Below are 25,462 nucleotides of genomic sequence, written 5' to 3'. Positions count from 1 at the left end.
TGCCTGGTGACCCCAGCGGGATTCGAACCCGCGTTACCGCCGTGAGAGGGCGGCGTACTAGGCCGCTATACGATGGGGCCGTACTTTTCCGTTCCCTCCCTGAGGAGGCAACCGTTCAATTATGCATGACGTTCACAGCGGTGCAAAATCGGGCCGCCCTTGCCACAGCCCGCCCTGCTGAGTTGACTGGGACGATGCGCGTCACGAAGCACGAACATGCCTGCATCCGCCTCGACAGTGAGGGCAAGACCCTCCTCATCGACCCGGGTTCGTTCACCCTCCCCCTCGACGATCTGAACGACCTCGTCGCGGTAGTCCTGACCCACGAGCACCCGGACCACTGGACCCCGGCACAACTCGACGCCGTCCGCTCCCAGGCGCCCGGTGTGCCGATCCTCGGCCCGGCCGGTGTCGTGGCCGCGGCATCCGATTACGACGTCACCGAGGTGAAGGTCGGCGACGAGGTGGAGATCGGACCGTTCCGACTCCGCTTCTTCGGCGGCACCCACAGCGTGATCCACGAGTCGATCCCCGTCATCGACAACCTCGGTGTGCTCGTCAACGACGAGTTCTACTACCCCGGGGACTCCTACGCGGTTCCCGAGGGGATCGAGGTCGGACTGCTGGCCGCCCCCGTCGGCGCCCCGTGGCTGAAGATCGGGGAGGCGATCGACTACGTGCTCGCCGTGAAGCCGCGCCGCGCCTTCGGTACGCACGACATGACGCTCTCCCGGGCGGGGCTCGCGATGCACCGCGACCGGCTCAAGTGGGCGACGGAGCAGAACGGCGGCGAGTTCCTCGAACTCGAGCCGGGAGAATCGACCGACCTCTGACCCGACCACGGAAACGACGGATGCCGCGGGGCTCTCGCTCCGCGGCATCCGTCGTTCGTGGGGGTCGAGCCTCACTCGGCGTCGTGATCCGTCTCGATGAAGGCGACGAGCTTGTCGAGCGCCTCCTCGGCGCCCTCGCCCTCGGCCTTGAGCGTGACGACCGTGCCCTGCGTCGCACCGAGACCCATGAGGGTCAGGATGCTGCCGGCGTTCTGGTCGGGGCCACCGGGAACGGCGATCGTGACGGGCACACCCGTCTCCTTGACCGCCTGCACGAAGAGCTTTGCGGGGCGGGCGTGCAGTCCGGAGCTGCTCGCGACGGTTGCGGTCCGTTCGGCCATCTGGGGTTCCTCCTTGAGTCGGTATGACGAGACTATGCCGTGACGGCGACGGCGGGCACGTCGGCCTCGATGGGGCGACGGCGCACGTAGCGCTTGAGCAGAACGACCGAGACGGCGCTCACGACGGTGCCGACAGCGATCGACAGCAGCCACAGCCAGAAGTTGTCGATGGCGAAGAAGACGAAGACACCGCCGTGCGGAGCGCGCGAAGTGATTCCGAAGAACATCGACAGCGCGCCGGTCACCGCGCCACCGAGCATCGCCGAGGGGATGACGCGGAAGACGTCGGCCGCGGCGAACGGGATGGCACCCTCCGAGATGAACGCGGCGCCGAGCAGCCACGCCGCCTTGCCGTTCTCACGCTCGGGAGCCGTGAAGAGCTTGCGCCCGAGGACGGTCGAGGCGAGCGCCATGGCGAGGGGCGGGACCATTCCGGCCGCCATGACGGCGGCCATGATCTGCAGGTAGCGCTCGTCTCCGGCGATGCCCTGCGCGAGGTTCGCCGTGGCGAAGCCGTACGCGACCTTGTTGAGCGGCCCGCCGAGGTCGAAGCACATCATGAGCCCGAGGATGACGCCGAGCAGGATCACACCGGCGCCCGAGAGTCCGGACAACCAGTCGTTGAGGAGCTTCGTGAGCGCGGCGATCGGGCCGCCGAACATGAACAGCAGCAGCCCCGACGCGAAGATCGAGCCGAGCAGCGGGATGATGACGACCGGCATGAGGCCGCGCAGCCAGCGCGGGACCGACAGGCGGTTGAGCCACCACGCCGCGAGACCGGCGAGCAGGCCGCCGACGATGGCGCCGATGAAGCCCGCACCCATGAAGGTGGCCGCGGCACCGGCGACGAAACCGGGGGCGATGCCCGGGCGGTCCGCGAGCCCGTACGCGATGTAGCCGGCCAGCGCCGGCACGAGGAAGCCGAAGGACAGCTGACCGATCTGGAATGCCGCCGCACCGAGGTAGTAGACGAGACCTTCGGGCGGCAGGTTCCACAGGGTGAAGTTCTGCAGCGTGAAGATCGCGTTGTTGACAGTGTTCCCGTCTGCGGTGTTCGCGATCTTGTACCCGGCGAGAGCGAAACCAAGCGCGATCAGCAGACCGCCGCCGGCCACGAACGGGATCATGTAGCTCACCCCGGTGAGCAGGGCACGGCGGATCGCGCCGCCGAGCGAGGTCGGCGTGGCTTCGCTCGCCACCGCGGCACCGGAGGCTGCGGGAACGCGCGGCGCGTTCGGATTCTTCGCCGCGGCGACGGCTTCACGGACCATCTGGGCGGGCTGCTCGATCCCGCGCTTGACCCCGGCCCGGACGACCGGCTTGCCGGCGAAGCGCGCCTGCTCGCGGACGTCGACGTCGACGGCGAAGATGACGGCGTCGGCCTCGTCGATGATGCGCTGGTCGATGGCCTTGTAGCCGCTCGATCCCTGCGGCTCGACCGTGAGGGCGACGCCGTCCTTCTGCCCCGTCGCCGTCAGCGCGTCGGCGGCCATGAAGGTGTGGGCGATGCCGGTGGCGCACGCCGTGACCGCGACGATACGCGCGGGGCGGCCGTCGATCAGGAGCGCGTCGTCGGCGGAGGCGGCGGCGGCCGGTGCCTCGGCGCGCGAGGCGGGGGCCTCGGCGGCGGGCACGTCCGAGATGGCGTCGCGGACGATGGCGACGACCTCGTCGGCCGTCGATGCGGCGCGCAGGCCCGCCGTGAAGTCGTCGCGCATGAGGCTGCGGGCGAGCTTGGAGAGCACGGCGAGGTGCTCCTCGGCGGCGGTGTCGGGAGCGGCGATGAGGAAGACGAGGTCGGCGCCGCCGTCCTCGGCACCGAAGTCGACGCCGGGGTTCAGCCGCGCGAAGGCCAGCGAGGCCTGCGTCACGGCGGCGCTCTTCGCGTGCGGGATGGCGATGCCGCCGGGCAGGCCGGTCTCGTCCTTCTCCTCGCGCGCCCAGGCGTCGTCGGCCAGGCGGGCGCCGTCGGTGGCCCTCCCCTGCGCCGCGACGCGCTGGGCGAGGGCGTCGATGACGGCGCGCTTGTCGGCGCCGAGCGGCTCGTCGATACTGACGAGTTCCGCGGTGATGATCTCAGTCACGGTGACCTCCAGTGGTCGGGTTGTCCTGCGAGAGGAGTCGCACCGGCACTGCGCCGGTCGACAGGTCGTGGGGGGTGGGAGGTTGGGTGCCCGGAAGCGACGCAGCCGCGGATCCGTAGCGGATGCCGGAGCGCAGGCGCTCCTCCGGTACGGCACCGGTCGTCTCGGCGAGCAGGTAGCCGGCGAGCGAGCTGTCGCCGGCCCCCACCGTGCTGCGCACGCGCGTCGGGGGCGGTGTGCCGTGCCACGCGCCGTCGGCGGTGACGAGGACGGCTCCGTCGCCCCCGAGCGTCACGAGGGCGGCGGCGACGGATGCCGGGACCAGCCCGCGCGCGATCCGCGCGACCGCGTCGGGGAGCTCGAGCTCCGCGTCGAGGCCGCGACCGGTGAGTTCGGCGAGTTCCTCGTCGTTGGGCTTGATCAGGTCGGGGCGCCCGGCGGCGACGACGGCGGCCAGGGCGGGCCCCGAGGTGTCGACCGCGATGCGCGGAGCGGAGGGTCCCCAGGCCGCACGGACCGCCTCGATCACGCTCACGTAGTAGTCCACGGGCAGGCCCGGCGCGAGCGATCCGGCGAGCACCAGCCACGACGCGGCCTCCGACGCGGCGACGACCGCGGCGGTCAGGGCCGCGGCATCCTCTTCCGTGAACGCGGCGCCCGGCAGGTTCAGCTTCGTCGTGGTCCCGGCGTGGTCGGCGATCGTGATGTTCGCGCGGGTGGCGCCGTCGTGGGCGACGGTCCGCGTCGGGATGCCGGTGGCCGCCAGGGCGCCCGCGAACGGATCGCGGGGATCGAGCGGCAGGACGGCGAGGGTGGGACGGGATGCCGCGGCGACCACCCGCGCGACGTTGATCCCCTTGCCGCCCGCATCCTCGCGGACGCCGAGCGCGCTCTGCACCTCGCCCACCTGCAGTGGCGCGGCGAGGGAGATCGTCCGATCGAGCGACGGGTTGGTGGTGAGGGTGACGATCACGCGACCTGCACCTCCACGTCGGCGTCGCGGAGTGCGGCGGCGAGGGCTCCCGTCGGGGCCGTGTCGGTCAGGAGGACGTCGACATCCGTCAGCGACGCGAACGAGACGAGCAGCTCCGCGTCGAACTTGTCGCCGTCGGCGACGACCACGATGCGGCGGGCCGACGCGACGATGGCGCGCTTGACGGCCGCCTCGTCGGGATCCGGCGTGCTGAGGCCGAAGGCGGCGGAGACGCCGTTCGTGCCGATGAAGGCGATGTCGGGTCGCAGCCGGCCGATCGCCTCCACCGTCTGCGCTCCGACGGCGGCTGCGGTGAGGCCCCGCACGCGCCCGCCGATCGCCGTCAGTCCCACGGCGGGGGCGCCGGCGAGGATGTGGGCGACGGACATGGAGTGCGTGACGACCTCGAGGTCACCGGCGGGGTGCGGCCCGGTCGCGAGGAGCTGGGCGATGGCGCCGGTCGTCGTGCCGGCGTCGAGGTAGAGGGCGCCGTCGAGCTCGGCGCCGAGCAGGTCGACGGCGGCACGGGCGATGGTCTGCTTCGCGCCGCTGCGCTGTCCCGCCCGCTCGGCGACCGAGACCTCGGCGGTGCTCGCGCGAGTCCGGTGGACGGCGCCGCCGTGGACGCGGCGGACGAGGCCGACACGCTCGAGGGCGGCGAGATCGCGACGGACCGTCTCGGTGGTGACCCCGAAGCGGTCAGCGAGGTCGAGAACGGCGACGCGCCCGTCCGTGGCGATCAGCTGCTCGATCTGCCGCTGGCGCTCCGTTGCGTACATGTGGTCCTCCTCGAACAAGACCACACGTTACAACACAAAACAACACGAAACAAGAACCGCTCACGCGACGACGCCCCCGGGCCGAGGACCGGGGGCGTCGTCAGGGGAGGCGGGTCAGGCCTCGCTCATCGCGAGGACCTCGCGCTGACCGCGAGCCGCGAGAGCGGCGGCGCGGGCGGCGATGCGCCGCTCCTGCTCGGCCTGCGCGGCGTCGATGGTCTCCTGGTCGAGCGGAACGCTCTCGACCTTGTTCACGCCGTTGTACTTCTCCATGTAGGCGTCGAGCTCGGGGCCGGACTCCCACGACGTGATGAGGCAGTACCGCGGGGCGTCGCCGGGGTGGTAGGCGGCGTGCCACAGACGCTGCGTGTCGATGACGAGCTGCGCGCCGGCGGGCAGGGCGATGCGGGTCTCGCCGCTCGGGTCGGTGCGGTTGTCACGCAGGACGAAGAAGCTGTCCTTGTCGTCGGTGAGGTTGAAGAAGCTGCGGACGACCCAGCCGGTGCCGTCGGGGTTCAGCCGGTTGTTGTCGTCCTGGTGCAGGTTGTAGAGCGCGTCGGCGTAAGTGTTCGGCTGCAGCTCGATGATGCGGCAGCGTCCGACGTTCGAGCCCGGCTCGAGCGCGCGCTCGGTGAGCGTGGGCGCCTTCTCGGTCTGCGAGGGGATCCAGACGCCGTCCTTGTCGGTGCGCGGCGGCTGGTGGTTCCAGAAGCCGTTGCACTCGATTTCGCCCTTGGCCGAGGCGAGCGGGGCGAAGCGGGTGTCCCCCGACGACTTCCAGTCGACGTACTCGACGTCGAGCCATTCCTTCGGATCGATGTGCTTGCCGTACATGTCGAGGACGGCGTAGCCGGTCTCCTCGAGCAGCGCACTCTTGATGTAACCCATGCGGATCAACCTTTCTGTCGGACGAGCGAAGTTTTTACAGGCCCGACTTAGGCAAGCCTACCTAGGCGTTCCGGGAGCGTCAGTAGACTCGACCGGGAAATTCGAGGAGCGATTCGAGGAACATGAGCAGCGTCACGAACGTCGATGCGACCGCCGTCAACACGATCGATTGGCTCTCCGCCTCGGACACCACGATCGTCGTGCCGGTCTATCAGCGGCAGTACCGCTGGGACATCGGCGGGTGCGAGCAGCTCCTCGGCGACATCCGCGCCGCAGCCGCCGGTGAAGACGGTCACACGCACTTCATCGGCTCCATCCTCTCGACCGCCAGCACGTCGGCGGAGGACGACGCCCACCTCGTCCTCATCGACGGGCAGCAGCGTGTCACGACGCTGATGCTGCTGGTCGCGGCGCTCCACCACACCCTCCGCGACGACGATCCGGACCTCGCCGCCGAGCTCGAGGCGGTGTTGGTGCGTCACGGCGAGCCGGCGCGGACGAAGCTGCGCCCCCACCGCGCCTGGGCGGACGTCTTCGAGAGCGTCGTGCTCGACCGCCGCTCCCCCGCCGACACCGACCGCGTGTCGCGCTTCGATGACAACTACGCGTTCTTCCGGAGCCAGATCCGGCCCGACGAGGCCGCCGACATCTGGCGCGGCCTGCGCAAGCTGGAACACGTGTCGATCACCCTCGGCGGGCAGGCGAACGCGCAGCAGATCTTCGAGAGCCTCAACTCGACGGGCGAACCGCTGCGCGACCACGAGCTGATCCACAACTACGTGCTGATGGGCCTCACGCACGCCGAGCAGAGCGAGATCGAGAACGAGTACTGGCTCGCGATCGAGGCGAACACGGGCGAGCAGATCGGTGCCTTCTGGCGGGACTACCTCGTCATGCTGACGGGGCGCGAGGTGCTGGTCGAGGGCGAGCGCGGTGTCTACGACGCGTTCCGCCACGAGTTCCCGCGCTTGGATCGAGCGACGCTCCGTGCCCGCGCTCAGGAGTGGCGTGAGCTGTCGGAGATCTACCGGCTCCTGCTCGAACCGGCCTCGGCGACGGATGCCGGCATCGCCCGCCATTTCGCCGCGATCAACACGCTGGGCCGCGGCATGTATCCCCTCGCGATGCGGCTGTACCGCGACCACCTGCACGGTGAGCTCTCGGCATCCGATCTGTCGCTCGCCCTGACGCACGTGGAGTCCCTGCTGCTGCGTCGGACCGTCGTCGGCCTGTCCGTCGACCGGCTGGTCGCGCGCTTCTGTCGCGCGGCGGATGAGGGGATGGAGGCGCTCGTGCTCGCCATCGCCCGCATCACGCCCTCGGACGAGCGGACCCGGGTGGGTCTGCGCTACGGCGAACTCCCCCACGCGGGTTTCGTCCTCGCGCGCCTGGCGGGGGTCGACGACGACGCGGACGTCGTCCTCGAGCACGTCCTCCCCGCGGCGCCCTCCGACGAGTGGACCGGCGACGGCATTCGGCGCTGGGCCGACCTCAGCGACGACGAGCAGAACGCGCACCGCGCCCTCGTGAACACGCTCGGCAACCTGACGCTCCTCGAGGAGGACGCCGCCGATCGGGTGTTCGACGCCCCCTTCCCCGCGAAGCGGAGTGCCTACGCGTCGAGCGGCCTCGAGTTCACGCGTCGGATCGCGGATGCCGAGACCTGGACGACGGCTCGGATCGCCGAACGCACCGAGCAGCTGACCGCGCGCTTCATGGACGCGTGGCGCCGCCCCGCCGTGGTGGGGATCGACGACGACAACCTCACGCCGATCCTCGACGCCAAGAAGCGGCGCGGCTGGCCCCGCGGCTGGCAGCGCGAGTTCGACTACGTCGAGTACCGCGGCGAGCACTGGGACGTGCGGGACGTCCGCTACCTGTTCAACCGCGTGTTCGCGAGGCTCTGGGCCGACTCGCGGCAGAGTGTCGTCGACTACAGCGCCCGCCAGGGCGGACCCGTCTACCCGGCGATGGCGTGGAACGGTCAGTGGGACACCCTCGACGAGGGGCGGTACCTCTACCTTGGTTGGGATTCGAAGTACATGCTGACCGCCGTGCAGGGCGTGCTCGAGGAGGCCGGGTGGGCCTCGGAGGTCTTCGTCAAGTACTCCTACATCGGCGACGCGATGCGCTGATCCGCATCGCCATGGCGCGATAGGTTGGGGCCATGCGTGCGAGCCAACGTCAGCCCCGACCCGGGGCGGCGATCGAGAGAAAGGCTCGCATCCATGGTGCGTTCATCCCTGTGCAGGCTGCTGTTCCGGCTCTTCGGACACCGTGTCTGCTGCCGTCTCCCTGAATGGACCGCGCACGTCGGGCGCCCCTGGCGACCTGTCGACGAGGAACCCTGGAACCTGTACAACATCCTCTGGCGCATGCAGCAGTGGGTCTGCATGGGCCTCGAGTGAGCCCGTCGTCCTGATGCGGTGAGATCAGTCGCCGTCGGCTCCGCCGTCGCCCTCGGGCACGGCGGAGCCGACCGGGATGTCGATCCAGGTCGCCGTCGCGGGCGCCTCGGACAGGAGATCCGGCGCCCATCCGCCGAGGGCCGGTCCTTCGCCGAGCCGGTCGATCGGGTTCGTCGGCTCCAGCGGCTCGGACGGGAGTCCGCCCCATTCCGACGGTTCCTCGGGTCGCTGCACGAAGAGTCCCATGCGTCCATTGTGCGCCTCCACAAGGTATCCCGACACCACGCTTGGCTTCACGGGACCGCGACCCCGTAACCGCTCGGCAGTGATCCCTAGCGGTACGAGCCGGTTGCTCGGTACCCTGCTCGAAACGGCGCACTCTGTGCACATACAAGGGGGAAGTATGAAGAAATCCATCATGTCGATCGCAGCCGCCGGGGTTCTTGTCGTCGGCCTACTACTGAGCCCGAGCCCCGCGACAGCTGCGAGCCCCACGATCGTGGAGAAATCAACCAAAACCGTCAATTTCACTAAGACCGGCCAGTACTACTCTTCCGCGGTCAAACGATGCCTGAAGGTGAAAGTGACGGGAACAATGAAGGTTCAGTACGTCAGGTCTACGGACTACCTCGGGAACGACTACCAGTCACTTACCAACCCGACAATTCATGCTCCAAAGATGGTCCTTTCGACTACGTCTTCGTGTTCGACGAGCGCCGGAGCAAACCTGAGTAGCGCCAAACTGACGCAGACATTCTCCTATTACGCCTGTGGCGGCTCGGTCTCATACTCCGCGGGCTACCCGCTCTCTGTCGGTATCTCGTGGACGCCGGAATGCGGGAATCGCCAAGCTATAAACCGATCGATGGAACTCAGTGGCCCAGCGAGCGTGTTCACCCAGGCGAACTCAAACAGTGTTGGGACCGTGAAGAAGGTAGTCAGCGGCCGCACGTCGACAAGCGTCAAGACGTGCGTTGCCGTCGGCACCTTGGTTACAGCGAGGGTGGGCAGCACCGGAGATAACGTGAAGATCGACGCTGGAGACATCTGCGTCACTGTCTAGGCACCAGTCGGTAACACCCCGCTCGCGATCATCCGAAAAGAGAAGAGCGGCGCAGGTCTCGCAGGAAACGCAAAAACCCCCGCCGGAGCGGGGGTTTTTCGTCTTGCTGGGGTACCTGGACTCGAACCAAGAACAACTGAACCAGAATCAGCCGTGTTGCCAATTACACCATACCCCACCGGGTTTCAACCGGAGTCGTACCGAGGATCAAGCTTAGCCCACGGTACGGCCCCGGCCAAACCGGACGCGTATCCCGAGCGCGTCGCGTCTCAGCTGCGCTCGGCGCGCAGGCGGTCGAGTCGGTCGAGCGTGACGGACTTGCCCAGCAGCTCCATCGACTCGAACAGCGGCGGCGAGACGCGCCGACCGCTCAGTGCGACGCGCGCGGGTCCGTAGGCGACGCGGGGTTTCAGACCCAACCCGTCGATGAGGGATGCCGCCAGTGCCGCCTGGATCGCCTCGGCGGTGAAGGCGTCCTCCGGCACCGCCTGCAGCGCGTCGATAGAGGCGGCGAGCACCTCGGCGGTGTTCGCGGGCAGTCCCTTCACCGCGTCCTCGTCGTACGCCTCCACGTCGCGGAAGAGGAATCCGAGCAGCCCCGGAGCGTCGCCGAGCATCTGCATCCGCTCCTGGACGAGCGGGGCCGCCTTCGCGAGCAGCTCGCGCTGCGCGTCGGTGGGAGGCGTGCTGACGACGCCGGCGCCGACCAGGTGCGGGACCAGGCGCGACGCGAAGTCGGCGGGCTCCAGCATCCGGATGTGGTCGCCGTTGATCGACTCGGCCTTCTTCTGGTCGAAGCGGGCGGGGTTGGGGTTCACGTTCACGATGTCGAACGCCTCGATGAGCTCCTGGCGCGAGAAGACGTCGCGGTCCGGCGCGATCGACCAGCCGAGGAGGGCGAGGTAGTTCAGGAGCCCCTCGTGGATGAAACCCTTCTCGCGCTGCAGGAAGAGGTCGGCCTTCGGGTCGCGCTTGGAGAGCTTCTTCGTGCCCTCCTCACCCAGCACGAGCGGCATGTGCGCGAAGCGCGGCACGAAGGTCGTCACCCCGGCGTCGATGAGCGCGCCGTAGAGGGCGAGCTGACGGGCGGTCGAGGGCATGAGGTCCTCGCCGCGGAGCACATGGGTGATCCCCATCAGGGCGTCGTCGACGGGGTTGGTGAACGTGTAGAGCGGCACGCCGCCGGCGCGCACGACGACGAAGTCGGGGAACGACCCGGCCGGGAAGGTGACCTCGCCGCGGATGAGGTCGACGTAGGTCACGTCCTCGTCCGGCACGCGCAGTCGCCAGGCGGGCTCGCGGCCCTCCGCGCGGAAAGCGGCCTTCTGCTCGTCCGTCAGCGTGCGGTCGAAGTTGTCGTAGCCGAGCTGCTTGGCGCGGCCGTTGGCTTCGTTGCGGGCGTCGATCTCCTCGGCGGTCGAGTACGACTCGTACACGGCACCGGTCGCGATCAGCTTGTCGAGCACCTCGCGGTAGATGTCGTGGCGCTGCGACTGCCGGTATGGCTCGTGCGGGCCGCCCTTCTCGACGCCCTCGTCCCAGTCGATCTCGAGCCAGGTCAGGGCATCAACGAGCTGGCGATAGCTCTCCTCGCTGTCGCGAGCGGCATCCGTGTCCTCGACGCGGAAGATCATCTTGCCGCCGGTGTGCCGCGCGTACGCCCAGTTGAACAGGGCGGTGCGGACCATCCCGACGTGCGGGAGCCCCGTCGGCGAGGGGCAGAACCGGACGCGGACGTCGGAGCCGGAGGCGGTCGTGGTGAGGGGGTGTGGTGCAGTGGACATCGCCGTCAAGTCTACGACCGGCGCCGCTCCCGCCCCGCGCCCTCAGCGCCGCGCGTAGGGCGAGAGGACGGTGATCGCGACGACCACCGCGAGGGCGACGAGGGCGAGCCCTCCGTAGCCGATGAGGCTCAGGATGCCGCCCGCGAGCACCGATCCTATCGCCGCCGACAGCGTCATCGCCGTGTCGCTGCGCCCCTGCCTGCGGGGACGCAGCTCGGTCGGCGTCGCCTCGGTCAACAGCGCCGCGCCGCCCACGGTCGCCGCGCTCCACCCGAGACCGAGCAGCAGCAGGGCGATCAGGACCGCGGTGGGCGAGTTCGGGGCGACCGCCGCCGTCACGAGGGACGCGGCGAGGATGCCCTGCCCCAGGAGGATCGTCTGCAGACGCCCCCACCGGTCGGCCAGGATGCCGAAGACCGGCGACAGCCCGTACATTCCGAAGACGTGCAGCGCGATCGTGACGCCGACGATTGTCGTCACGTTGCGCGGATCGAGGTGGGAGAGGTGCACCGGGGTCATCGCCATGACGGAGGCCATCGTCACGTGCGAGCCCGCCACCGCGAACACGGCGTAGCGGGCGACGACGGGACGGTCCACCTCGTCGAGCCGCATGTCCCGGGGGTCGCGCGACCGCGCGACGTGCTGCGCGACCTTCAGCGGGTCAGGGCGCAGCGCCACCAGGTAGAGCGTCAGGGCGAGGGTCTGCGCGACGATCGAGAACGCGTACGAACCGGTGAGGGGCGGCATCCCGAGCCATCCGCCGACGACCTCCCCCGGCGTGAGCATCAGCGGACCGACCACGCCCCCGACCGTGGTCGCCCACACGACCGTGCCGAGGTCGCGCCCCCGCCGCCCCTGTCCCGAGAGGTCGGTGGCCGCGAAACGGGACTGCAGGTTGCCGGCGTTGCCGGCGCCGATGAGGATCACGCCGACCAGGAGCAGGGGGAAGGCGCGGAGCGCGGCGGCCGTGATGACGACCGCGATCCCCACGAGGGCGAGCAGGTTGCCGAGGGTCAGCGCCCGGCGCCGCCCCTGCGCCGCCGCCAGGCGGGCGAGCGGGATCGCGCAGAGCGCGGCGCCGAGGGTGACGGATGCCGTCGCGAACCCCGACAGCGATTCCTGGCCCGACAGGTCGGCGGCCAGGAGCGCCCCCAGCGACACCGTCGCGCCGAACGCGACACCGCCGAGGACCTGCCCTGCCGCGAGGACGGTGACGGTGCGCCGCTGGATGCGCGCGACATCCGTCGCTGTGAGGGAGAGCAGTCCGTCGTCAGGCATTCCGCGCCGTGTTGCGCAGGATGCCGAGGCCCGAGATCTCCACTTCGAGGACGTCGCCGGCGTGGAACTCGCCGATCCCGGCCGGCGTCCCGGTCAGGATGACGTCGCCGGGCAGCAGCGTGAATGCCGCGGAGGCGTAGGCGATGATCTCCGGTACCGAGTGCACCATGTCGGAGATCGGACCGTCCTGTCGGACCTCGCCGTTCACGCGCGACACGATGCGCGCTCCCCCGTCGAGGTCGAACTCGGTCTCGATGATCGGTCCGAGCGGGCAGAACGTGTCGAATCCCTTGGCGCGGGACCACTGGCCGTCCGAGCGCTGCAGGTCGCGCGCCGTGATGTCGTTGCCGATCGTGTACCCGAACACGTAGTCGAGCGCCTTGTCGGCGGGGACGTTCTTCGCGACCCGCCCGATGACGACGGCGAGCTCGCCCTCGTAATCGGTGCGCTGCGACTGCGGCGGCCGCACGATCGCGTCGTCGGGGCCGATCACGGACGTGTTGGGCTTGAGGAACAGCAGCGGTTCGGTGGGCGCTTCCCCACCCATCTCGGCGGCGTGATCACGGTAGTTCTTGCCGACGCAGACGATCTTCGAGCGCGGGATCGAGGGCGCGAGGAGCGTGATCTCGGCGAGCGGGATCCGCTCGCCCGTCGTCTCGAACCCGGTGAACATCGGGTCGCCGGCGAGCTCGACGACCTCCTTCTCGTCGATGATCCCGTAGCGGATGGCCTCGTTGCGGCTGTAACGGACGATGCGCACGGATCAGCCGTCCAGCCGGGTGAGCCAGCCGTGGACGTCCTCGACACGCCCGTACTGGATGTCGGTGAGGTGCTGGCGCAGTTCGAGGGCGAGCGTGCCCGTGGGCTGCGCGTCCTCGAAGCCCGAGGCCTTGAGCGCGCCGATCGGAGTCACCACGGCGGCGGTGCCGCACGCGAAGACCTCGACGATCTCGCCCGAGGCGACACCCTCACGCCACCCGGCGAGCGAGACGGCACGTCGCTCGACGCGGTGCCCGCGGTCCTCGGCGAGTCGGAGGATCGAGTCGCGCGTGATGCCCGCGAGGATCGACCCCGACTCGGGGGTGACGAGGGTGCCGTCCTTCATGACGAAGACGACGTTCATGCCGCCGAGCTCCTCGACGTTGCCGTCCTCGTCGAGGAAGACCACCTGGTCGCAGCCCTTCTCGTACGCCTCGGCCTGCGGCAGGAGGCTCGCGGCGTAGTTGCCGCCCGTCTTGGCCGCACCCGTGCCGCCCTTGCCGGCACGGGCGTAGTCCTCGCTCAGCCAGATCTTCACGGGGGTCACGCCGCCCTTGAAGTAGGCACCCGCGGGGCTCGCGATCAGGTAGTAGGCGACCTTCTCGGCCGGGCGCACACCGAGGAACGCCTCCTTCGCGAACATGAACGGCCGCAGGTAGAGGCTCTGGTCGGCGCCCGAGGGGACCCAGTCGCCGTCGACGGCGATGAGCTCGCGCAGCGACTGCAGGAAGTACTCGACGGGGAGCTCGGGGAGCGCCATGCGGCGTGCGGAGCGCTGCAGGCGCCGCGCGTTCTCCTCCGGCCGGAACGTGTGGATCGAGCCGTCCGCGTGACGGTACGCCTTGATGCCCTCGAAGATCTCCTGGCCGTAGTGCAGCACGGCGGCGGCGGGCGAGAGCGAGATCGGGCCGTACGGCGAGACGCGGGGACGGTGCCAGCCGCCCTTGGACGACCAGCAGATGTCGACCATGTGGTCGGTGAAGTTCGTGCCGAAGCCGGGGTTGGCGAGGATCTCCTCGCGGGCGGACGGCGAAGCGGCAGCCAGGTTCTTCGTCACCGCGAAGGTGAGGGGGGCTGCGGTCGAGTCGGTGAGGGTCATGTCAGTCCTGTTCCTCGCGCGGCGTCTGCGCGGCGCGCATCCACTCAGATTACGCCCGGAGGCGTGCGGTGATGGCGTCGCCGACCTGCGCGGTCGTGCGGGCGGAGCCGTCCCTGCTCTCGATGTCCTCGCGGGCCGCGCGGGTGACGCGCTCGGCCTCGCCCTGGAGCCCGAGGTGGTCGAGCAGGAGGGCGACGGAGAGGATCGCAGCGGTGGGATCGGCGATCTGCTGTCCGGCGATGTCGGGCGCGGAACCGTGCACGGGCTCGAACATCGACGGGAACGCGCCGTCGGGGTTGATGTTCCCCGAAGCGGCGAGGCCGATGCCTCCGGTGACGGCGCCGGCCAAGTCGGTCAGGATGTCGCCGAAGAGGTTGTCGGTGACGATCACGTCGAAGCGGCCCGGGTTCGTGACCAGGAAGATCGTCGCCGCGTCGACGTGCAGGTAGTCTACGGCCACGTCCGGGTGCTCCGCGGCCACCTGGTCGACGATCCGCTTCCACATGCCGCCGGCGTGGACGAGCACGTTGGTTTTGTGGACGAGGGTCAGCTTCCGACGGCGCTTCTGCGCCTGCGCGAAGGCGAACCGGACGACCCGCTCGACACCGAACGCCGTGTTCACGGAGGTCTCGTTCGCGATCTCGTGCGGCGTGCCGGTGCGGATCGAGCCGCCGTTGCCCACGTAGGGGCCTTCGGTGCCCTCGCGGACCACGACGAAGTCGATCTCCCCCGGCTCCGCGAGCGGACCCGAGGCACCCGGGTACAGGACCGACGGGCGGAGGTTGACGTAGTGGTCCAGCGCGAAACGCAGCTTCAGCAGCAGGCCCCGCTCGATGTTCGCGTCCTTCAGACGGGGGTCCCCCGGCATCCCGCCGACGGCACCGAGGAGGATGGCGTCGTGCGCGGCGATCGCGGCGAGGTCCTCGTCGGTCAGGGTGTCACCCGTCTCGAGGTAGCGGGCGGCGCCCAGGGAGAACCGGGTCTTCTCGAACGTCACCTCGGCTCCCTCGGTCACGGCGTCGAGCACCTTCTCGGCCTCTGCGACGACCTCCGGACCGATGCCGTCTCCGGGGATGACGGCCAGCTTCACGACGCGCGACATCGCTCTCCTCGTTCTCGGGGGACCCGCGCGATCAGTCCTCGACGCGCGGGGTGCGGGTTCCCTTCAGCGTAGTGGCCGCGATGACGGCCGCGCAGACGACCAGGACGGCCCCGATGATCGAGGTGACGCCCACGCCCGCATCGAAGGCGGATGCCGCGGCCTCGACGACGCGGTCGCCCATTGCGCCCGGGAGTCCGTCCGCGACGGTGACCGCCCCGCCGAGGGTCTCGCGCGCCGCCGCAGCCGCGCCCGCCGGCACACCGTCCGGGAGGACGAGTCCGGCACGGTAGAGGGCGGTGAGGATGCCGCCGAGCACCGCGGTCCCGAGCACGGCACCGAGCTCGTACGCAGTCTCGGACACGGCGCTCGCCGCTCCCGCCTTCGCGGGCGGCGCGGTGGCGAGGATGAGTTCGTTGGACACCGTCTCGGCCGCACCGATGCCGATGCCGAGCAGGGCGAAGGCGGCGATGAGGATGCCGAGGGCCGCGGCATCCGTCGACACCGCGATCACGACGTACGCCGCGACCGACAGTGCGAGGGCGACGGGGACGACCACCCGGGGCGACACCCGGCGGGAGACCGGCACGACGGCGAGACCCGACACGATCATGAGCGCGAGCCCGGGCACGAGGGCGAGGCCCGCCTGCAGCGGGCTCAACCCGACGATCAGCTGCAGATGCTGGGTCACGAAGTAGAGGAAGCCGACGAGGGCGACCACGCTCAGCAGGTTCACGAGGAGCGCGCCGGTGAACGCGCCGCGACGGAACAGGCGCATGTCGAGCATCGGGCTCTCGGAGCGCAGCTGACGGCGCACGAAGATCCACCCGAAGGCCAGCCCGACGAGCGCGAGCACCAGCGGGAGCGGCCCCGGACCGTGGACGGCGACCTCCTTGATCGCGTAGACGACCGGCACCATCGTCGCCATGCTGAGGACGATGCTGACGGGGTCGATGCGACCGGGGTGCGGGTCGCGACTCTCGGGCACGAGGACGGGCGCGAGCACCAGCAGCGGGATGAGGACCGGCACGGCGAGCAGGAACACCGAACCCCACGCGAAGTGCTCGAGGAGCACACCGCCGACGATCGGCCCCAGCGCGGACCCGGCTGAGAACATCGACGCCCACACGGCGATCGCGAGGCGCCGCTGGTCGCGGTCGGTGAAGATGCTCCGCAGCAGCGACATCGTCGACGGCATGAGCATCGCGCCGAACAGGCCCATCGTCGCGCGCGCCGCGATGAGGAGCTCGGCCGAGGGGGCGAAAGCGGCCAGCGCCGAGACGGCGGCGAACCCGATCGCACCGATCATCAGCATGCGCCGGCGGCCGAATCGGTCGCCCAGCGATCCCATCGTCACGAGGAGGCCGGCGAGCACGAGCGGGTAGACGTCGATGAGCCACAGCTGCTGCGCGCTCGTCGGGGTCAGGTCGCGCGCGATCTCGGGCAGCGCGAAGCTCAGCACCGTGTTGTCGACCGACACCAGGAGCACGGGCAGCATGAGCACGGCCAGCGCCGCCCACCCGCGCCATCCCTGGCGCGTGCCCGCCGCCTCGGCCGTTCGGATCTCTTCCGTCAACGTCATCATTAGTACACCGTCCAGCCGGTATAGTAACAGAGTCAGGCGCTCATCCGCGAGAGGATCGGAACATGAGCAGACCACCGAAAGCCAAGGAGAGCGTCCTCGACGCGTTCGAGGCGGCGCTCATCGACGGCGGCGCCCGCGGCGCGACGATGGATGCCGTCGCCGCCGCCGCCGGGGTCTCCAAGGGCGGACTGCTCTACCACTACGCGTCGAAGGATGCGCTCGAAGCCGCGCTGCTGGAACGGATGCGGCGCCTCGTCGAGATCGACGTGGAGGACATGCTCCGGGCTCCCGAAGGCGTCGTCGCGGCCTTCGTACGGACCTCGGTGCAGACCGGGTCGCCGCTGGATCGCGCGATCATCGCCGCGTCCCGCCTGGCGCAGACCGGCCACGCCGAGGCCTCCGACGCCCTGCGTCGGGTGCGGGAGCTCTGGGAGGAGGCGCTCCGCCCCCACACCCGCGACGAGACCGCGCTGCAGCTCGTGCTGCTCGTCAGCGACGGCCTGTACTTCAACAGCGCCCTCGCGACGGGCGCGCTCCCCGGCCCTCTCCCCCGCGGCGCCGAGCTCGACGCGCTGATCGCGCTCGTCGAGCGCGCCGCGCGCTAGCCGCATCCGCTCCCCTGTCGCGAACCGCCGCCGCGCACGGCGCGTCGTGACAGGAGAACAGCGGATGCCGGGGCGGGTCAGACCTCGCTGAGCTCGATCTGCCGGAACAGGTCGGCGGCGACGGCGTCGCGCAGCTCGTCGAGCATCGCCTCGGGGATCGGCGAGTCGACCGTCAGCACGGACAGTGCTCGGCCGCTCGCGTCCGGCCGCGCGACCTGCAGGCCGGCGATGTTGATGCCCGCCTCGCCCAGCTTCTGGCCGTAGATCGCGACGATGCCCGGGCGGTCGGCGTAGCGCATGACGACGTGGTACCGGCTGATCGGGACCTCGACCTCGTAGCCGTTGATGCCGACGACCTTGGGCACCATCCGTGTGCCGGCGAGGGTGCCTTCGACCGTGAGGACGGTGCCGTCGGACAGCGTGCCGCGCAGGATCGTGATGTTGCGGTACAGCGGGCTCTCGGATTCCACGATGAGGCGGGTCTCGATGCCGCGCTGCTCCGCGAAGAGCGGCGCGTTCACGTACGAGACGTTCTCGCTCACGATGTTGGTGAAGATGCCCTTGAGCGCGGCCAGGCGGTAGACGCTCACGTCATAGTCGGCCAGCTCGCCGCGCACCTCGATGTCGAGGCTCGTCAGCGCGCTCGGCGCCAGCCCGGTGAAGATCTGGCCGAGCTGCTCGACGAGCGCGATGCCGGGGCGCACGAAGGGGTCGATGACGCCACCGGCGACGTTGACGGCGTCGGGCACCAGGTCGCCCTCGAGGGCGAGCTTGACGGACTTGGCGACCGAGACGCCGGCCTTCTCCTGCGCCTCCTCCGTCGAGGCCCCGAGGTGCGGGGTCACGACGACGTTCGGGAGCGACAGCAGCGGGAACGCCGTGCCGTCCTCCTTCGGCGGCTCGGTCGTGAAGACGTCGAGTCCGGCTCCGGCGATCTGACCCGTCGTCAGCGCGGTGTACAGCGCCTCTTCGTCGATGAGGCCGCCGCGGGCGACGTTCACGACATAGGCGGAGTCCTTCATGATCTCGAACTGCGCGGCCCCGATCATGCCCGTCGTCTCGGGGGTCTTGGGCATGTGGATCGTGACGAAGTCGCTCGTGCGCAGCAGCTCGTCGAGGGTGACGAGCTGCACACCCAGCTGCTGGGCACGCGTCGGCGTGACGTAGGGGTCGTAGGCGACCACGGAGACCCCGAAGGCCTGCACACGGGCCGCGATGAGTGCGCCGATCCGCCCGAGGCCGATGATGCCGACCGTCTTCTCGTACAGCTCGGTGCCCGTGAAGGACGAGCGCTTCCAGGCGCCGGCGGCGAGGGACGAGTGCGCCGCCGGGATGTGACGGGCGAGGCTCAGGATGTGGCCGACGGTGAGCTCGGCGGCGGAGATGATGTTCGACGTCGGGGCGTTGACGACCATCACGCCGGCGCTGGTGGCCGCCTTGATGTCGACGTTGTCGAGGCCGACGCCGGCGCGCGCGATCACCTTGAGCGACGGCGCGGCGGCGATCGCCTCGGCATCCATCTTCGTGGCCGAGCGGATGAGGACCGCGTCGGCGTCGGCCAGCGCCGGGAGGAGCGCCGCACGGTCGGCTCCGTCGACGGATCGGACCTCGAAGTCGGGGCCGAGGGCCTCGATCGTGGCGGGAGAGAGTTCTTCGGCGATGAGGACGACAGGCTTGGGCACGGCAGACCTTCGGGTACGCGGGGGTGGATCGCCACGGAGCCGACCGAGAGGTGACCGACGACGGTACGCGGCACGCCCAGCCTAGCGAAGACCCACGACCGCCCCCGACCGTGTGACACCCGTCACGATCCGACGAGCGAGTTCCCGTTCGTGATCGCGTAGGTGAGGATGTTCAGCCAGAACACCGCGACGAGACCGAGCCCCACGAGGAGGACGACCGCGAGGTGGAGCACCGGGCGTCGCCGCGCGAGGACGACTCCGGCAACGAACACGATGATGGGGAAGACGACGGAGAACAGCAGGATCGCCCATCCGCCGCCGTTCAGGCCCTCGACGCCCGTGGCCTGCGCGAGCAGGAAGGCGAAGGCCGTCCAGACCGCGTACGCGTAGAACAGGCCGAAGACGCCGGCGACGGCGGCGGGCAGCCAGGACGGACCGCGGCGCACCGCCTGGTTCGAGGTCGTCACGATCAGACTCCGATCACGAAGGGCCACGGCAGGAGCAGGAACACGCCGACGATGAGCCAGGCGAACCTCACCCACGCGGCGGACGCGCGGGTGAGCAGCATGACGCCGCCGAACCAGAGGGCGGGGGCCGCGACCGCGACCCACAGCGCCGGCACGACGGCCGCCGGTTCGAGCCAGAACGACGTCGCCGCCGCCAGCCGCGAGCTCCCGAGCAGCCACCCCACGGTGTAGAGCAGGTAGATGCCGCCGAGGAGCCCCAGGGACACGAGCGCGATGTTGCCGAGGGATGCCGGCTCCGCATCCTCGTCCGCCGTCGTCACGGCCTCCGTCGCGGGGGCGATGCCGTCGGCGGGAGTGGGCTCACTCCCCTTCCCGACGGCACGCCACCCGTCGGGGAGCGCAGCGCCGGTGCGCTCTGGACGCACCGGACGCGTCGGCGAATCGTCGCCCTCCCAGCGGAAGGCGTCCTCGTCGTCGTGAGGGTCGGAAGCCACGCTCCGAGTCTACCGACGCCGAAGGCCCGACCCCTTGTAAGGGTCGGGCCTCCGTGGCTCACGAAAAGCCGGTCCCGGCGGATGCGCCGAGGGCTGGATGCCGAAGGTCAGCGCGCGGCGGAGCCTTCGGTGTAGTCGGCGTCCTGCTGCTTCCACGCGAACAGCGCGCGCAGGTCCTTGCCGACCGCCTCGATCGGGTGGGCCGCGGCCTTGGCGCGGAGCTCCTGGAACTCCACGGCGCCGTTGTCCTGGTCGTCGATGAAACGCTTCGCGAACGCGCCGGACTGGATGTCGGCGAGGACGGCGGCCATGTTCTCCTTGACGCTCGGGTCGATGACGCGCGGGCCGGACACGTAGTCGCCGTACTCGGCCGTGTCGGAGACCGACCAGCGCTGCTTGGCGATGCCGCCCTCCCACATGAGGTCGACGATGAGCTTCAGCTCGTGGAGCACCTCGAAGTAGGCGATCTCGGGCTGGTATCCCGCCTCGGACAGCGTCTCGAAGCCGTACTGGACGAGCTGCGACACACCACCGCAGAGGACGGCCTGCTCACCGAACAGGTCGGTCTCGGTCTCCTCGGTGAAGGTGGTCTTGATGACCCCGGCGCGGGTGCCGCCGATCGCCTTCGCGTACGAGAGGGCGACGTCCCAGGCCTGGCCGGAGGCGTCCTTCTCGACGGCGATGATGTCGGGGATGCCGCGACCCGCGACGAACTCGCGGCGCACCGTGTGGCCGGGGGCCTTCGGGGCGACGAGGATGACGTCGACGTCGTCGGGGACCTCGATGTAGCCGAAGCGCACGTTGAAGCCGTGGGCGAAGGCAAGCGTCTTGCCGGCGGCGAGGTGCGGCTTGATCTCGTCGTTGAAGATCCCGCGCTGGTGCTGGTCGGGCGCGAGGATCATGATGAGGTCGGCCCACTCGGCGGCATCCGCCACGGACTTGACCTCGAAGCCGTCCTCCGACGCCTTCGGCGCGGACTTCGAGCCTTCCTTGAGGGCGATGACGACCTCCACGCCGGAGTCGCGGAGGTTCTGGGCGTGGGCGTGGCCCTGCGAGCCGTACCCGACGATGGCGACCTTCTTGCCCTGAATGAGCGAGATGTCGGCGTCGGCGTCGTAGAGGATCTCAGCCATGTTCGTGTGTGTCTCCTTGTAGATGTCGGTAGAGAAGTTGTGGGTCAGCCGCGCAGGACGCGCTCGGTGATGCTTTTGCCGCCGCGGCCGATGGCGACCATGCCGGACTGGGCGAGCTCCTTGATGCCGAAGGGCTCGAGGGCCTTGAGGAAGGCGTCGACCTTGCCGCGGTCGCCCGTCACCTCGACGACGAGCGCGTCGGTGGCGTAGTCGACGACCGAGGCGCGGAACAGGTTGACGACCTCGATCACGTTCGAGCGCGTCTGGTTGTCGGCGCGGACCTTCACGAGCACGTGCTCGCGCTGGACGGAGGTCGCATAGTCGAGCTCGACGATCTTGATGACGTTGACGAGCTTGTTCAGCTGCTTCGTCACCTGCTCGAGCGGCAGCTCCTCGACGTCGACGACGACCGTGATGCGCGAGAGTCCGGGCACCTCGGTCACCCCCACGGCGAGGGAGTCGATGTTGAAGCCGCGGCGCGCGAAGAGGCCGGCGACGCGGGTGAGGAGACCGGGCTTGTCCTCGACGAGGAGGCTCAGGACGTGCTTGCTCATCGTCACTCCCCCTGCTCGAAGGCCGGCGCGTGCTCGCGTGCGTACTGGATGTAGCTGTTGCTGACACCCTGGGGCACCATCGGCCACACCATCGCGTCGGCGCTCACGACGAAGTCGATCACGACCGGGCGGTCGTTGGTCTCGAGGGCGGTGCGGATCGCGGCATCCACGTCCTCCTCCTTCTCGACACGGATCGCGAGGCAGCCGTACGCCTCGGCGAGCTTGACGAAATCCGGGATGCGGATGGTGTCGTGACCCGTGTTCAGGTCGGTGTTCGAGTGGCGGCCGTCGTAGAAGAGGGTCTGCCACTGCCGCACCATGCCGAGCGAGGAGTTGTTGATGATCGCGACCTTGATCGGGATGTCGTTGATCGCGCAGGTGGCGAGTTCCTGATTGGTCATCTGGAAGCAGCCGTCGCCGTCGATCGCCCACACCGTGCGGTCGGGCTGGGCGACCTTCGCGCCCATGGCCGCGGGCACGGCGTAGCCCATCGTGCCGGCGCCGCCGGAGTTGAGCCACGCGTTCGGGCGCTCGTAACCGATGTACTGCGCCGCCCACATCTGGTGCTGGCCGACGCCGGCGGCGAAGACGCCTTCGGGGCCGGTGAGCTCGCCGATGCGCTGGATGACGTGCTGCGGCGAGAGCAGGCCGTCGCTCGTCGGTGCGGCCCCCAGCGGGAACTCGGTGCGGAGGCCGTCGAGGTAGGACCACCACTCCGAGATGTCGGGCTTCGCGACACCGGCGAAGGCCGCGTCGAGATCGACGAGCACGTCCTTCAGGTCGCCCACGATGGGGACGTCGGCGGAGCGGATCTTCGAGATCTCGGCCGGGTCGATGTCGACGTGCACGACCTTCGCGTGCGGGGCGAACAGGGCCGCCTTGCCGGTCACGCGGTCGTCGAACCGGGCACCGAGGGCGACGATCAGGTCGGACTCCTGCAGCGCGAGCACAGCGGGCACCGTGCCGTGCATGCCGGGCATGCCCAACTGCTGCGGGTGCGAGTCGGGGAACGCGCCGCGCGCCATGAGCGTCGTGACCACGGGAGCGCCGGTCGCCTCGGCGAAGCGACGGAGCTCACCGGCGGCTCCCGCGCGGACGACGCCGCCGCCCACGTAGAGGACGGGCTTCTTGGCCTCGGAGATCAGCTGCGCCGCGGCCTGGATCTGCTTGCCGTGCGCCTTGGTGACGGGCCGGTAGCCGGGCAGGTCGATCTTCGGGGGCCACACGAACGGCGCCTTGGCCTGCTGCGCATCCTTCGTGATGTCCACGAGCACGGGGCCGGGGCGACCCGTCGAGGCGATCTCGAAGGCCGCGGCGATGGCGCCCGGGATCTCGGCGGGGTCCTTCACGAGGAACGAGTGCTTGGTGATCGGCATCGTGATGCCCACGATGTCGGCCTCCTGGAAGGCATCCGTCCCCATCAAGGTCGAGTACACCTGACCGGTGATGCAGACGATGGGCATCGAATCCATGTACGCGTCGGCGATCGCGGTCACGAGGTTGGTGGCGCCGGGGCCGGACGTCGCGATGGCGACGCCGACGCGACCGGATGCCGCGGCGTACCCCTCGGCGGCGTGACCGGCACCCTGCTCGTGGCGCACGAGGATGTGGCGCAGATCGGTCGAGTCCATCAGCGGGTCGTAGACCTCGATGATGGCGCCGCCCGGGAGCCCGAAGACGTCGGTGACGCCCAGGAGCTCGAGCGAGCGGACGACGGCCTGCGCTCCGGTGAGCACGGGCGTGGACGGGCCTCCGGCCGGGGGCCGAGGCACAGCGGCGACGGTGTCAGAAGACATGAGTGATACCTCTGCGGTGATGGATGACGGAGTGTGTGGGGCCTAGCCCGTCGTCGCGCCCTCCGCGGCGGAGCGCACGAGCTTCGAGTACTTGGCCAGCACGCCACGGGTATAGCGCGGGGGAAGGGGCTCCCAGCCGTCGCGGCGGGAGTTCAGCTCAGCCTCATCGACGAGTAGGTCGAGAGAGCGAGCCGCGATATCGACCCGTATCAGATCACCATCGCGCACGAAGGCGATGGGACCAGCGTCCACCGCTTCGGGTGCTATGTGGCCGATGCACAGGCCGGTTGTGCCGCCTGAGAATCGTCCGTCCGTCAAGAGTAGTACATCTTTTCCGAGGCCTGCGCCCTTGATGGCGGCCGTCACGGCGAGCATCTCGCGCATGCCGGGGCCGCCCTTCGGGCCCTCGTAACGGATGACGACCACGTCGCCGGCGGCGATGCGGCCCTCCTCGAGCGCGTCCATCGCGGCGCGCTCGCGCTCGAAGACGCGTGCGGGTCCCTCGAACACGGCGGCGTCGAAGCCGGCCGTCTTCACGACGGCACCCTCGGGCGCCATGGAGCCGTGCAGGATCGTGATGCCGCCGGTGGCGTGGATCGGGTCGTCGAAAGTGTGGATGACGGTGCCGTCGATCGGGTCCGGGTCGAGGTCGCGGAGGTTCTCGGCGAGCGTCTTGCCGGTCACGGTGAGCGCGTCGCCGTGGAGGAGGCCCTCGTCGAGCATCGCCTTCATGATGACGGGGATGCCGCCGTGCCGATCGACGTCGTTCATGACGTACTTGCCGAACGGCTTCATGTCGGCCACGTGTGGCACCTTGTCGCCGATGCGGTTGAAGTCGTGCAGCGTGAGGTCGACGTCGGCCTCGCGGGCGATGGCCAGCAGGTGGAGGACGACGTTCGTCGAGCCGCCGAGCGCCATCGCGAGGGCGATCGCGTTCTCGAAGGACTCCTTGGTGAGGATGTCGCGCGTCGTGATCCCCTGGCGCAGCAGGTTGACGACGGCCTCACCGGAGCGGTGCGCGAAGTAGTCGCGGCGACGGTCCGCCGAGGGCGGAGCGGCCGAACCGGGCAGGCTGAGGCCCAGCGCCTCGGCGACCGAGGCCATCGTGTTGGCGGTGTACATGCCGCCGCACGCACCCTCGCCCGGGGCGATCGCGCACTCGATGCGCTTGAGGTCGGCCTCGCTCATCTTGCCGGCCAGGCACGCGCCGACCGCCTCGAACGAGTCGATGATCGTGACGTCCTTCTCGGTGCCGTCGCTGAGCTTCACCCAGCCGGGGGCGATCGACCCGGCGTAGAGGAAGACGCTCGAGAGGTCGAGTCGCGCAGACGCCATGAGCATGCCCGGGATCGACTTGTCGCACCCGGCGAGCAGCACCGAGCCGTCGAGGCGCTCGGCCATCATGACGGTCTCGACGGAATCGGCGATGACCTCGCGGCTCACGAGGGAGAAGTGCATCCCCTCGTGGCCCATGGAGATGCCGTCCGAGACCGAGATCGTGCCGAACTGGAGCGGGTAGCCGCCGCCGGCGTGCACACCCTCCTTCGCGCCCTGCGCGAGCCGATCGAGGCTGAGGTTGCAGGGCGTGATCTCGTTCCAGCTGGATGCGATGCCGATCTGGGGCTTGTCCCAGTCCTCGTCGCCCATGCCCACGGCGCGGAGCATGCCGCGTGACGTGGTGGCTTCGATGCCGTCGGTCACCGCGCGGCTGCGGGGCTTGATGTCGATCGTCTCGTCGGGTGAAGGCATTCTCGAAGT

At 69.8% G+C, this 25,462-nt stretch carries 24 protein-coding genes and 2 tRNA genes; 5 read left to right on the top strand and 21 right to left on the bottom strand.

Translation table 11 applies throughout. From position 1 onward, the window contains the following. Window positions 1-4 precede the first annotated feature (4 nt). A tRNA-Glu gene (locus AYL44_RS03960) sits at window positions 5-80 on the bottom strand. Window positions 81-194: 114 nt separating this feature from the next. On the opposite strand from AYL44_RS03960, the gene AYL44_RS03955 reads away from it, so the two are divergent. Then, window positions 195-833 (top strand): MBL fold metallo-hydrolase, encoded by a 639-nt coding sequence (locus AYL44_RS03955; protein ID WP_064001930.1) that lies wholly within the window; start codon window positions 195-197, stop codon window positions 831-833. Between the two features lie 71 nt (window positions 834-904). Here AYL44_RS03955 and AYL44_RS03950 read toward each other — a convergent pair whose 3' ends face one another. The 5 genes from AYL44_RS03950 to AYL44_RS03930 all read right to left on the bottom strand — a co-directional run bounded on the left by AYL44_RS03950 (window position 905) and on the right by AYL44_RS03930 (window position 5,898). Beyond that, complete coding sequence (locus AYL44_RS03950) at window positions 905-1,174, bottom strand: HPr family phosphocarrier protein (protein ID WP_064001929.1); 270 nt, start codon at window positions 1,172-1,174, stop codon at window positions 905-907. Window positions 1,175-1,206: 32 nt separating this feature from the next. Then, a complete protein-coding gene (locus AYL44_RS03945) occupies window positions 1,207-3,258 on the bottom strand; it encodes a PTS fructose transporter subunit IIABC (RefSeq protein WP_064001928.1) in 2,052 nt (683 codons plus the stop codon). Next, the gene (locus tag AYL44_RS03940; RefSeq protein WP_064001927.1) at window positions 3,251-4,231 is read right to left on the bottom strand and encodes a 1-phosphofructokinase family hexose kinase; all 981 of its coding nucleotides are present in this window, start codon (window positions 4,229-4,231) and stop codon (window positions 3,251-3,253) included. Before AYL44_RS03940 ends, AYL44_RS03945 begins: the two co-directional genes overlap by 8 nt. Then, the gene (locus AYL44_RS03935; protein WP_064001926.1) at window positions 4,228-5,010 is read right to left on the bottom strand and encodes a DeoR/GlpR family DNA-binding transcription regulator; all 783 of its coding nucleotides are present in this window, start codon (window positions 5,008-5,010) and stop codon (window positions 4,228-4,230) included. Before AYL44_RS03935 ends, AYL44_RS03940 begins: the two co-directional genes overlap by 4 nt. Window positions 5,011-5,124: 114 nt before the next feature. After that, complete coding sequence (locus AYL44_RS03930) at window positions 5,125-5,898, bottom strand: hypothetical protein (protein WP_064001925.1); 774 nt, start codon at window positions 5,896-5,898, stop codon at window positions 5,125-5,127. A 122-nt stretch (window positions 5,899-6,020) separates the two neighbouring features. On the opposite strand from AYL44_RS03930, the gene AYL44_RS03925 reads away from it, so the two are divergent. Together AYL44_RS03925 and AYL44_RS03920 are read left to right on the top strand one after the other, a co-directional pair. Then, window positions 6,021-8,033 carry a DUF262 domain-containing protein gene (locus AYL44_RS03925; RefSeq protein WP_064001924.1) on the top strand — a complete coding sequence of 671 codons (2,013 nt, stop codon included), beginning with the start codon at window positions 6,021-6,023 and terminating at the stop codon, window positions 8,031-8,033. Window positions 8,034-8,126: 93 nt separating this feature from the next. Next, window positions 8,127-8,306: a hypothetical protein gene (locus AYL44_RS03920; RefSeq protein WP_064001923.1), complete on the top strand. Its 180-nt coding sequence runs from the start codon at window positions 8,127-8,129 to the stop codon at window positions 8,304-8,306. Window positions 8,307-8,330: 24 nt separating this feature from the next. Here AYL44_RS03920 and AYL44_RS03915 read toward each other — a convergent pair whose 3' ends face one another. After that, a complete protein-coding gene (locus tag AYL44_RS03915; RefSeq protein WP_064001922.1) occupies window positions 8,331-8,552 on the bottom strand; it encodes a hypothetical protein in 222 nt (73 codons plus the stop codon). 157 nt (window positions 8,553-8,709) lie between these two features. On the opposite strand from AYL44_RS03915, the gene AYL44_RS14515 reads away from it, so the two are divergent. Beyond that, window positions 8,710-9,369, top strand: a complete 660-nt coding sequence (locus AYL44_RS14515; protein ID WP_157532567.1) for a hypothetical protein — start codon at window positions 8,710-8,712, stop codon at window positions 9,367-9,369. Between the two features lie 106 nt (window positions 9,370-9,475). Here the strand turns inward: AYL44_RS14515 and AYL44_RS03910 are convergent. From AYL44_RS03910 to AYL44_RS03880, 7 genes are all read right to left on the bottom strand, one after another. Beyond that, a tRNA-Gln gene (locus tag AYL44_RS03910) sits at window positions 9,476-9,547 on the bottom strand. Window positions 9,548-9,638: 91 nt separating this feature from the next. After that, window positions 9,639-11,153 (bottom strand): glutamate--tRNA ligase, encoded by a 1,515-nt coding sequence (gene gltX / locus AYL44_RS03905; protein WP_064001921.1) that lies wholly within the window; start codon window positions 11,151-11,153, stop codon window positions 9,639-9,641. A 42-nt stretch (window positions 11,154-11,195) separates the two neighbouring features. Beyond that, window positions 11,196-12,431 (bottom strand): MFS transporter, encoded by a 1,236-nt coding sequence (locus AYL44_RS03900; protein ID WP_064001920.1) that lies wholly within the window; start codon window positions 12,429-12,431, stop codon window positions 11,196-11,198. After that, entirely contained in the window at window positions 12,424-13,191 is a 768-nt protein-coding gene (locus AYL44_RS03895; RefSeq protein ID WP_064001919.1) for a fumarylacetoacetate hydrolase family protein, read from the bottom strand. The genes AYL44_RS03900 and AYL44_RS03895 overlap by 8 nt, the downstream gene beginning before the upstream one ends. A 3-nt stretch (window positions 13,192-13,194) precedes the next feature. Further along, the gene (locus AYL44_RS03890) at window positions 13,195-14,289 is read right to left on the bottom strand and encodes a branched-chain amino acid aminotransferase (RefSeq protein WP_064001918.1); all 1,095 of its coding nucleotides are present in this window, start codon (window positions 14,287-14,289) and stop codon (window positions 13,195-13,197) included. 49 nt (window positions 14,290-14,338) lie between these two features. Further along, a complete protein-coding gene (locus AYL44_RS03885; RefSeq protein ID WP_064001917.1) occupies window positions 14,339-15,391 on the bottom strand; it encodes a 3-isopropylmalate dehydrogenase in 1,053 nt (350 codons plus the stop codon). A 31-nt stretch (window positions 15,392-15,422) separates the two neighbouring features. Then, a complete protein-coding gene (locus AYL44_RS03880; protein WP_419865911.1) occupies window positions 15,423-16,973 on the bottom strand; it encodes an MFS transporter in 1,551 nt (516 codons plus the stop codon). 62 nt (window positions 16,974-17,035) lie between these two features. Between AYL44_RS03880 and AYL44_RS03875 the strand changes: the two genes are divergently transcribed. Next, window positions 17,036-17,578, top strand: a complete 543-nt coding sequence (locus AYL44_RS03875) for a TetR/AcrR family transcriptional regulator (RefSeq protein ID WP_064001916.1) — start codon at window positions 17,036-17,038, stop codon at window positions 17,576-17,578. Window positions 17,579-17,655: 77 nt separating this feature from the next. On the opposite strand, the gene serA is transcribed toward AYL44_RS03875, so the two are convergent. The 7 genes from serA to ilvD all read right to left on the bottom strand — a co-directional run bounded on the left by serA (window position 17,656) and on the right by ilvD (window position 25,453). Next, window positions 17,656-19,260, bottom strand: a complete 1,605-nt coding sequence (serA, locus tag AYL44_RS03870) for a phosphoglycerate dehydrogenase (RefSeq protein ID WP_064001915.1) — start codon at window positions 19,258-19,260, stop codon at window positions 17,656-17,658. Between the two features lie 122 nt (window positions 19,261-19,382). After that, complete coding sequence (locus AYL44_RS03865) at window positions 19,383-19,727, bottom strand: hypothetical protein (protein ID WP_064001914.1); 345 nt, start codon at window positions 19,725-19,727, stop codon at window positions 19,383-19,385. Window positions 19,728-19,729: 2 nt separating this feature from the next. Further along, a complete protein-coding gene (locus AYL44_RS03860; protein ID WP_064001913.1) occupies window positions 19,730-20,221 on the bottom strand; it encodes a hypothetical protein in 492 nt (163 codons plus the stop codon). A gap of 107 nt (window positions 20,222-20,328) precedes the next feature. After that, window positions 20,329-21,354: a ketol-acid reductoisomerase gene (gene ilvC / locus AYL44_RS03855; RefSeq protein ID WP_064001912.1), complete on the bottom strand. Its 1,026-nt coding sequence runs from the start codon at window positions 21,352-21,354 to the stop codon at window positions 20,329-20,331. Between the two features lie 44 nt (window positions 21,355-21,398). Then, window positions 21,399-21,908, bottom strand: a complete 510-nt coding sequence (gene ilvN / locus AYL44_RS03850; protein WP_064001911.1) for an acetolactate synthase small subunit — start codon at window positions 21,906-21,908, stop codon at window positions 21,399-21,401. A gap of 2 nt (window positions 21,909-21,910) precedes the next feature. Then, window positions 21,911-23,704, bottom strand: coding sequence for an acetolactate synthase large subunit (locus AYL44_RS03845; protein WP_064001910.1), 1,794 nt, complete (start codon window positions 23,702-23,704; stop codon window positions 21,911-21,913). Between the two features lie 42 nt (window positions 23,705-23,746). Continuing rightward, on the bottom strand, window positions 23,747-25,453 hold the full coding sequence (ilvD, locus tag AYL44_RS03840; RefSeq protein WP_064001909.1) for a dihydroxy-acid dehydratase: 1,707 nt from the start codon (window positions 25,451-25,453) through the stop codon (window positions 23,747-23,749). Window positions 25,454-25,462: the final 9 nt, after the last annotated feature.

Source organism: Microbacterium oleivorans, assembly GCF_001644225.1.
Taxonomy (GTDB): Bacteria; Actinomycetota; Actinomycetes; order Actinomycetales; family Microbacteriaceae; genus Microbacterium; species Microbacterium gawkjiense.
Note: the sequence above shows the minus strand (reverse complement) of the source record. Positions and strands in the feature narration are given on the sequence as shown.

What these genes read in the sequence shown, in the direction of transcription:
- AYL44_RS03875 (WP_064001916.1), top strand. Translation starts at nt 17,036, where the DNA reads ATGAGCAGACCACCGAAAGCCAAGGAGAGCGTCCTCGACGCGTTCGAG.
- AYL44_RS03900 (WP_064001920.1), bottom strand. Translation starts at nt 12,431, where the DNA reads ATGCCTGACGACGGACTGCTCTCCCTCACAGCGACGGATGTCGCGCGC.
- gltX (WP_064001921.1), bottom strand. Translation starts at nt 11,153, where the DNA reads ATGTCCACTGCACCACACCCCCTCACCACGACCGCCTCCGGCTCCGAC.
- AYL44_RS03845 (WP_064001910.1), bottom strand. Translation starts at nt 23,704, where the DNA reads ATGTCTTCTGACACCGTCGCCGCTGTGCCTCGGCCCCCGGCCGGAGGC.
- AYL44_RS03880 (WP_419865911.1), bottom strand. Translation starts at nt 16,973, where the DNA reads ATGATGACGTTGACGGAAGAGATCCGAACGGCCGAGGCGGCGGGCACG.
- AYL44_RS03885 (WP_064001917.1), bottom strand. Translation starts at nt 15,391, where the DNA reads ATGTCGCGCGTCGTGAAGCTGGCCGTCATCCCCGGAGACGGCATCGGT.
- ilvC (WP_064001912.1), bottom strand. Translation starts at nt 21,354, where the DNA reads ATGGCTGAGATCCTCTACGACGCCGACGCCGACATCTCGCTCATTCAG.
- AYL44_RS03890 (WP_064001918.1), bottom strand. Translation starts at nt 14,289, where the DNA reads ATGACCCTCACCGACTCGACCGCAGCCCCCCTCACCTTCGCGGTGACG.
- ilvN (WP_064001911.1), bottom strand. Translation starts at nt 21,908, where the DNA reads ATGAGCAAGCACGTCCTGAGCCTCCTCGTCGAGGACAAGCCCGGTCTC.
- AYL44_RS03935 (WP_064001926.1), bottom strand. Translation starts at nt 5,010, where the DNA reads ATGTACGCAACGGAGCGCCAGCGGCAGATCGAGCAGCTGATCGCCACG.
- AYL44_RS14515 (WP_157532567.1), top strand. Translation starts at nt 8,710, where the DNA reads ATGAAGAAATCCATCATGTCGATCGCAGCCGCCGGGGTTCTTGTCGTC.
- ilvD (WP_064001909.1), bottom strand. Translation starts at nt 25,453, where the DNA reads ATGCCTTCACCCGACGAGACGATCGACATCAAGCCCCGCAGCCGCGCG.
- AYL44_RS03925 (WP_064001924.1), top strand. Translation starts at nt 6,021, where the DNA reads ATGAGCAGCGTCACGAACGTCGATGCGACCGCCGTCAACACGATCGAT.
- AYL44_RS03915 (WP_064001922.1), bottom strand. Translation starts at nt 8,552, where the DNA reads ATGGGACTCTTCGTGCAGCGACCCGAGGAACCGTCGGAATGGGGCGGA.
- AYL44_RS03955 (WP_064001930.1), top strand. Translation starts at nt 195, where the DNA reads ATGCGCGTCACGAAGCACGAACATGCCTGCATCCGCCTCGACAGTGAG.
- AYL44_RS03950 (WP_064001929.1), bottom strand. Translation starts at nt 1,174, where the DNA reads ATGGCCGAACGGACCGCAACCGTCGCGAGCAGCTCCGGACTGCACGCC.
- AYL44_RS03920 (WP_064001923.1), top strand. Translation starts at nt 8,127, where the DNA reads ATGGTGCGTTCATCCCTGTGCAGGCTGCTGTTCCGGCTCTTCGGACAC.
- AYL44_RS03930 (WP_064001925.1), bottom strand. Translation starts at nt 5,898, where the DNA reads ATGGGTTACATCAAGAGTGCGCTGCTCGAGGAGACCGGCTACGCCGTC.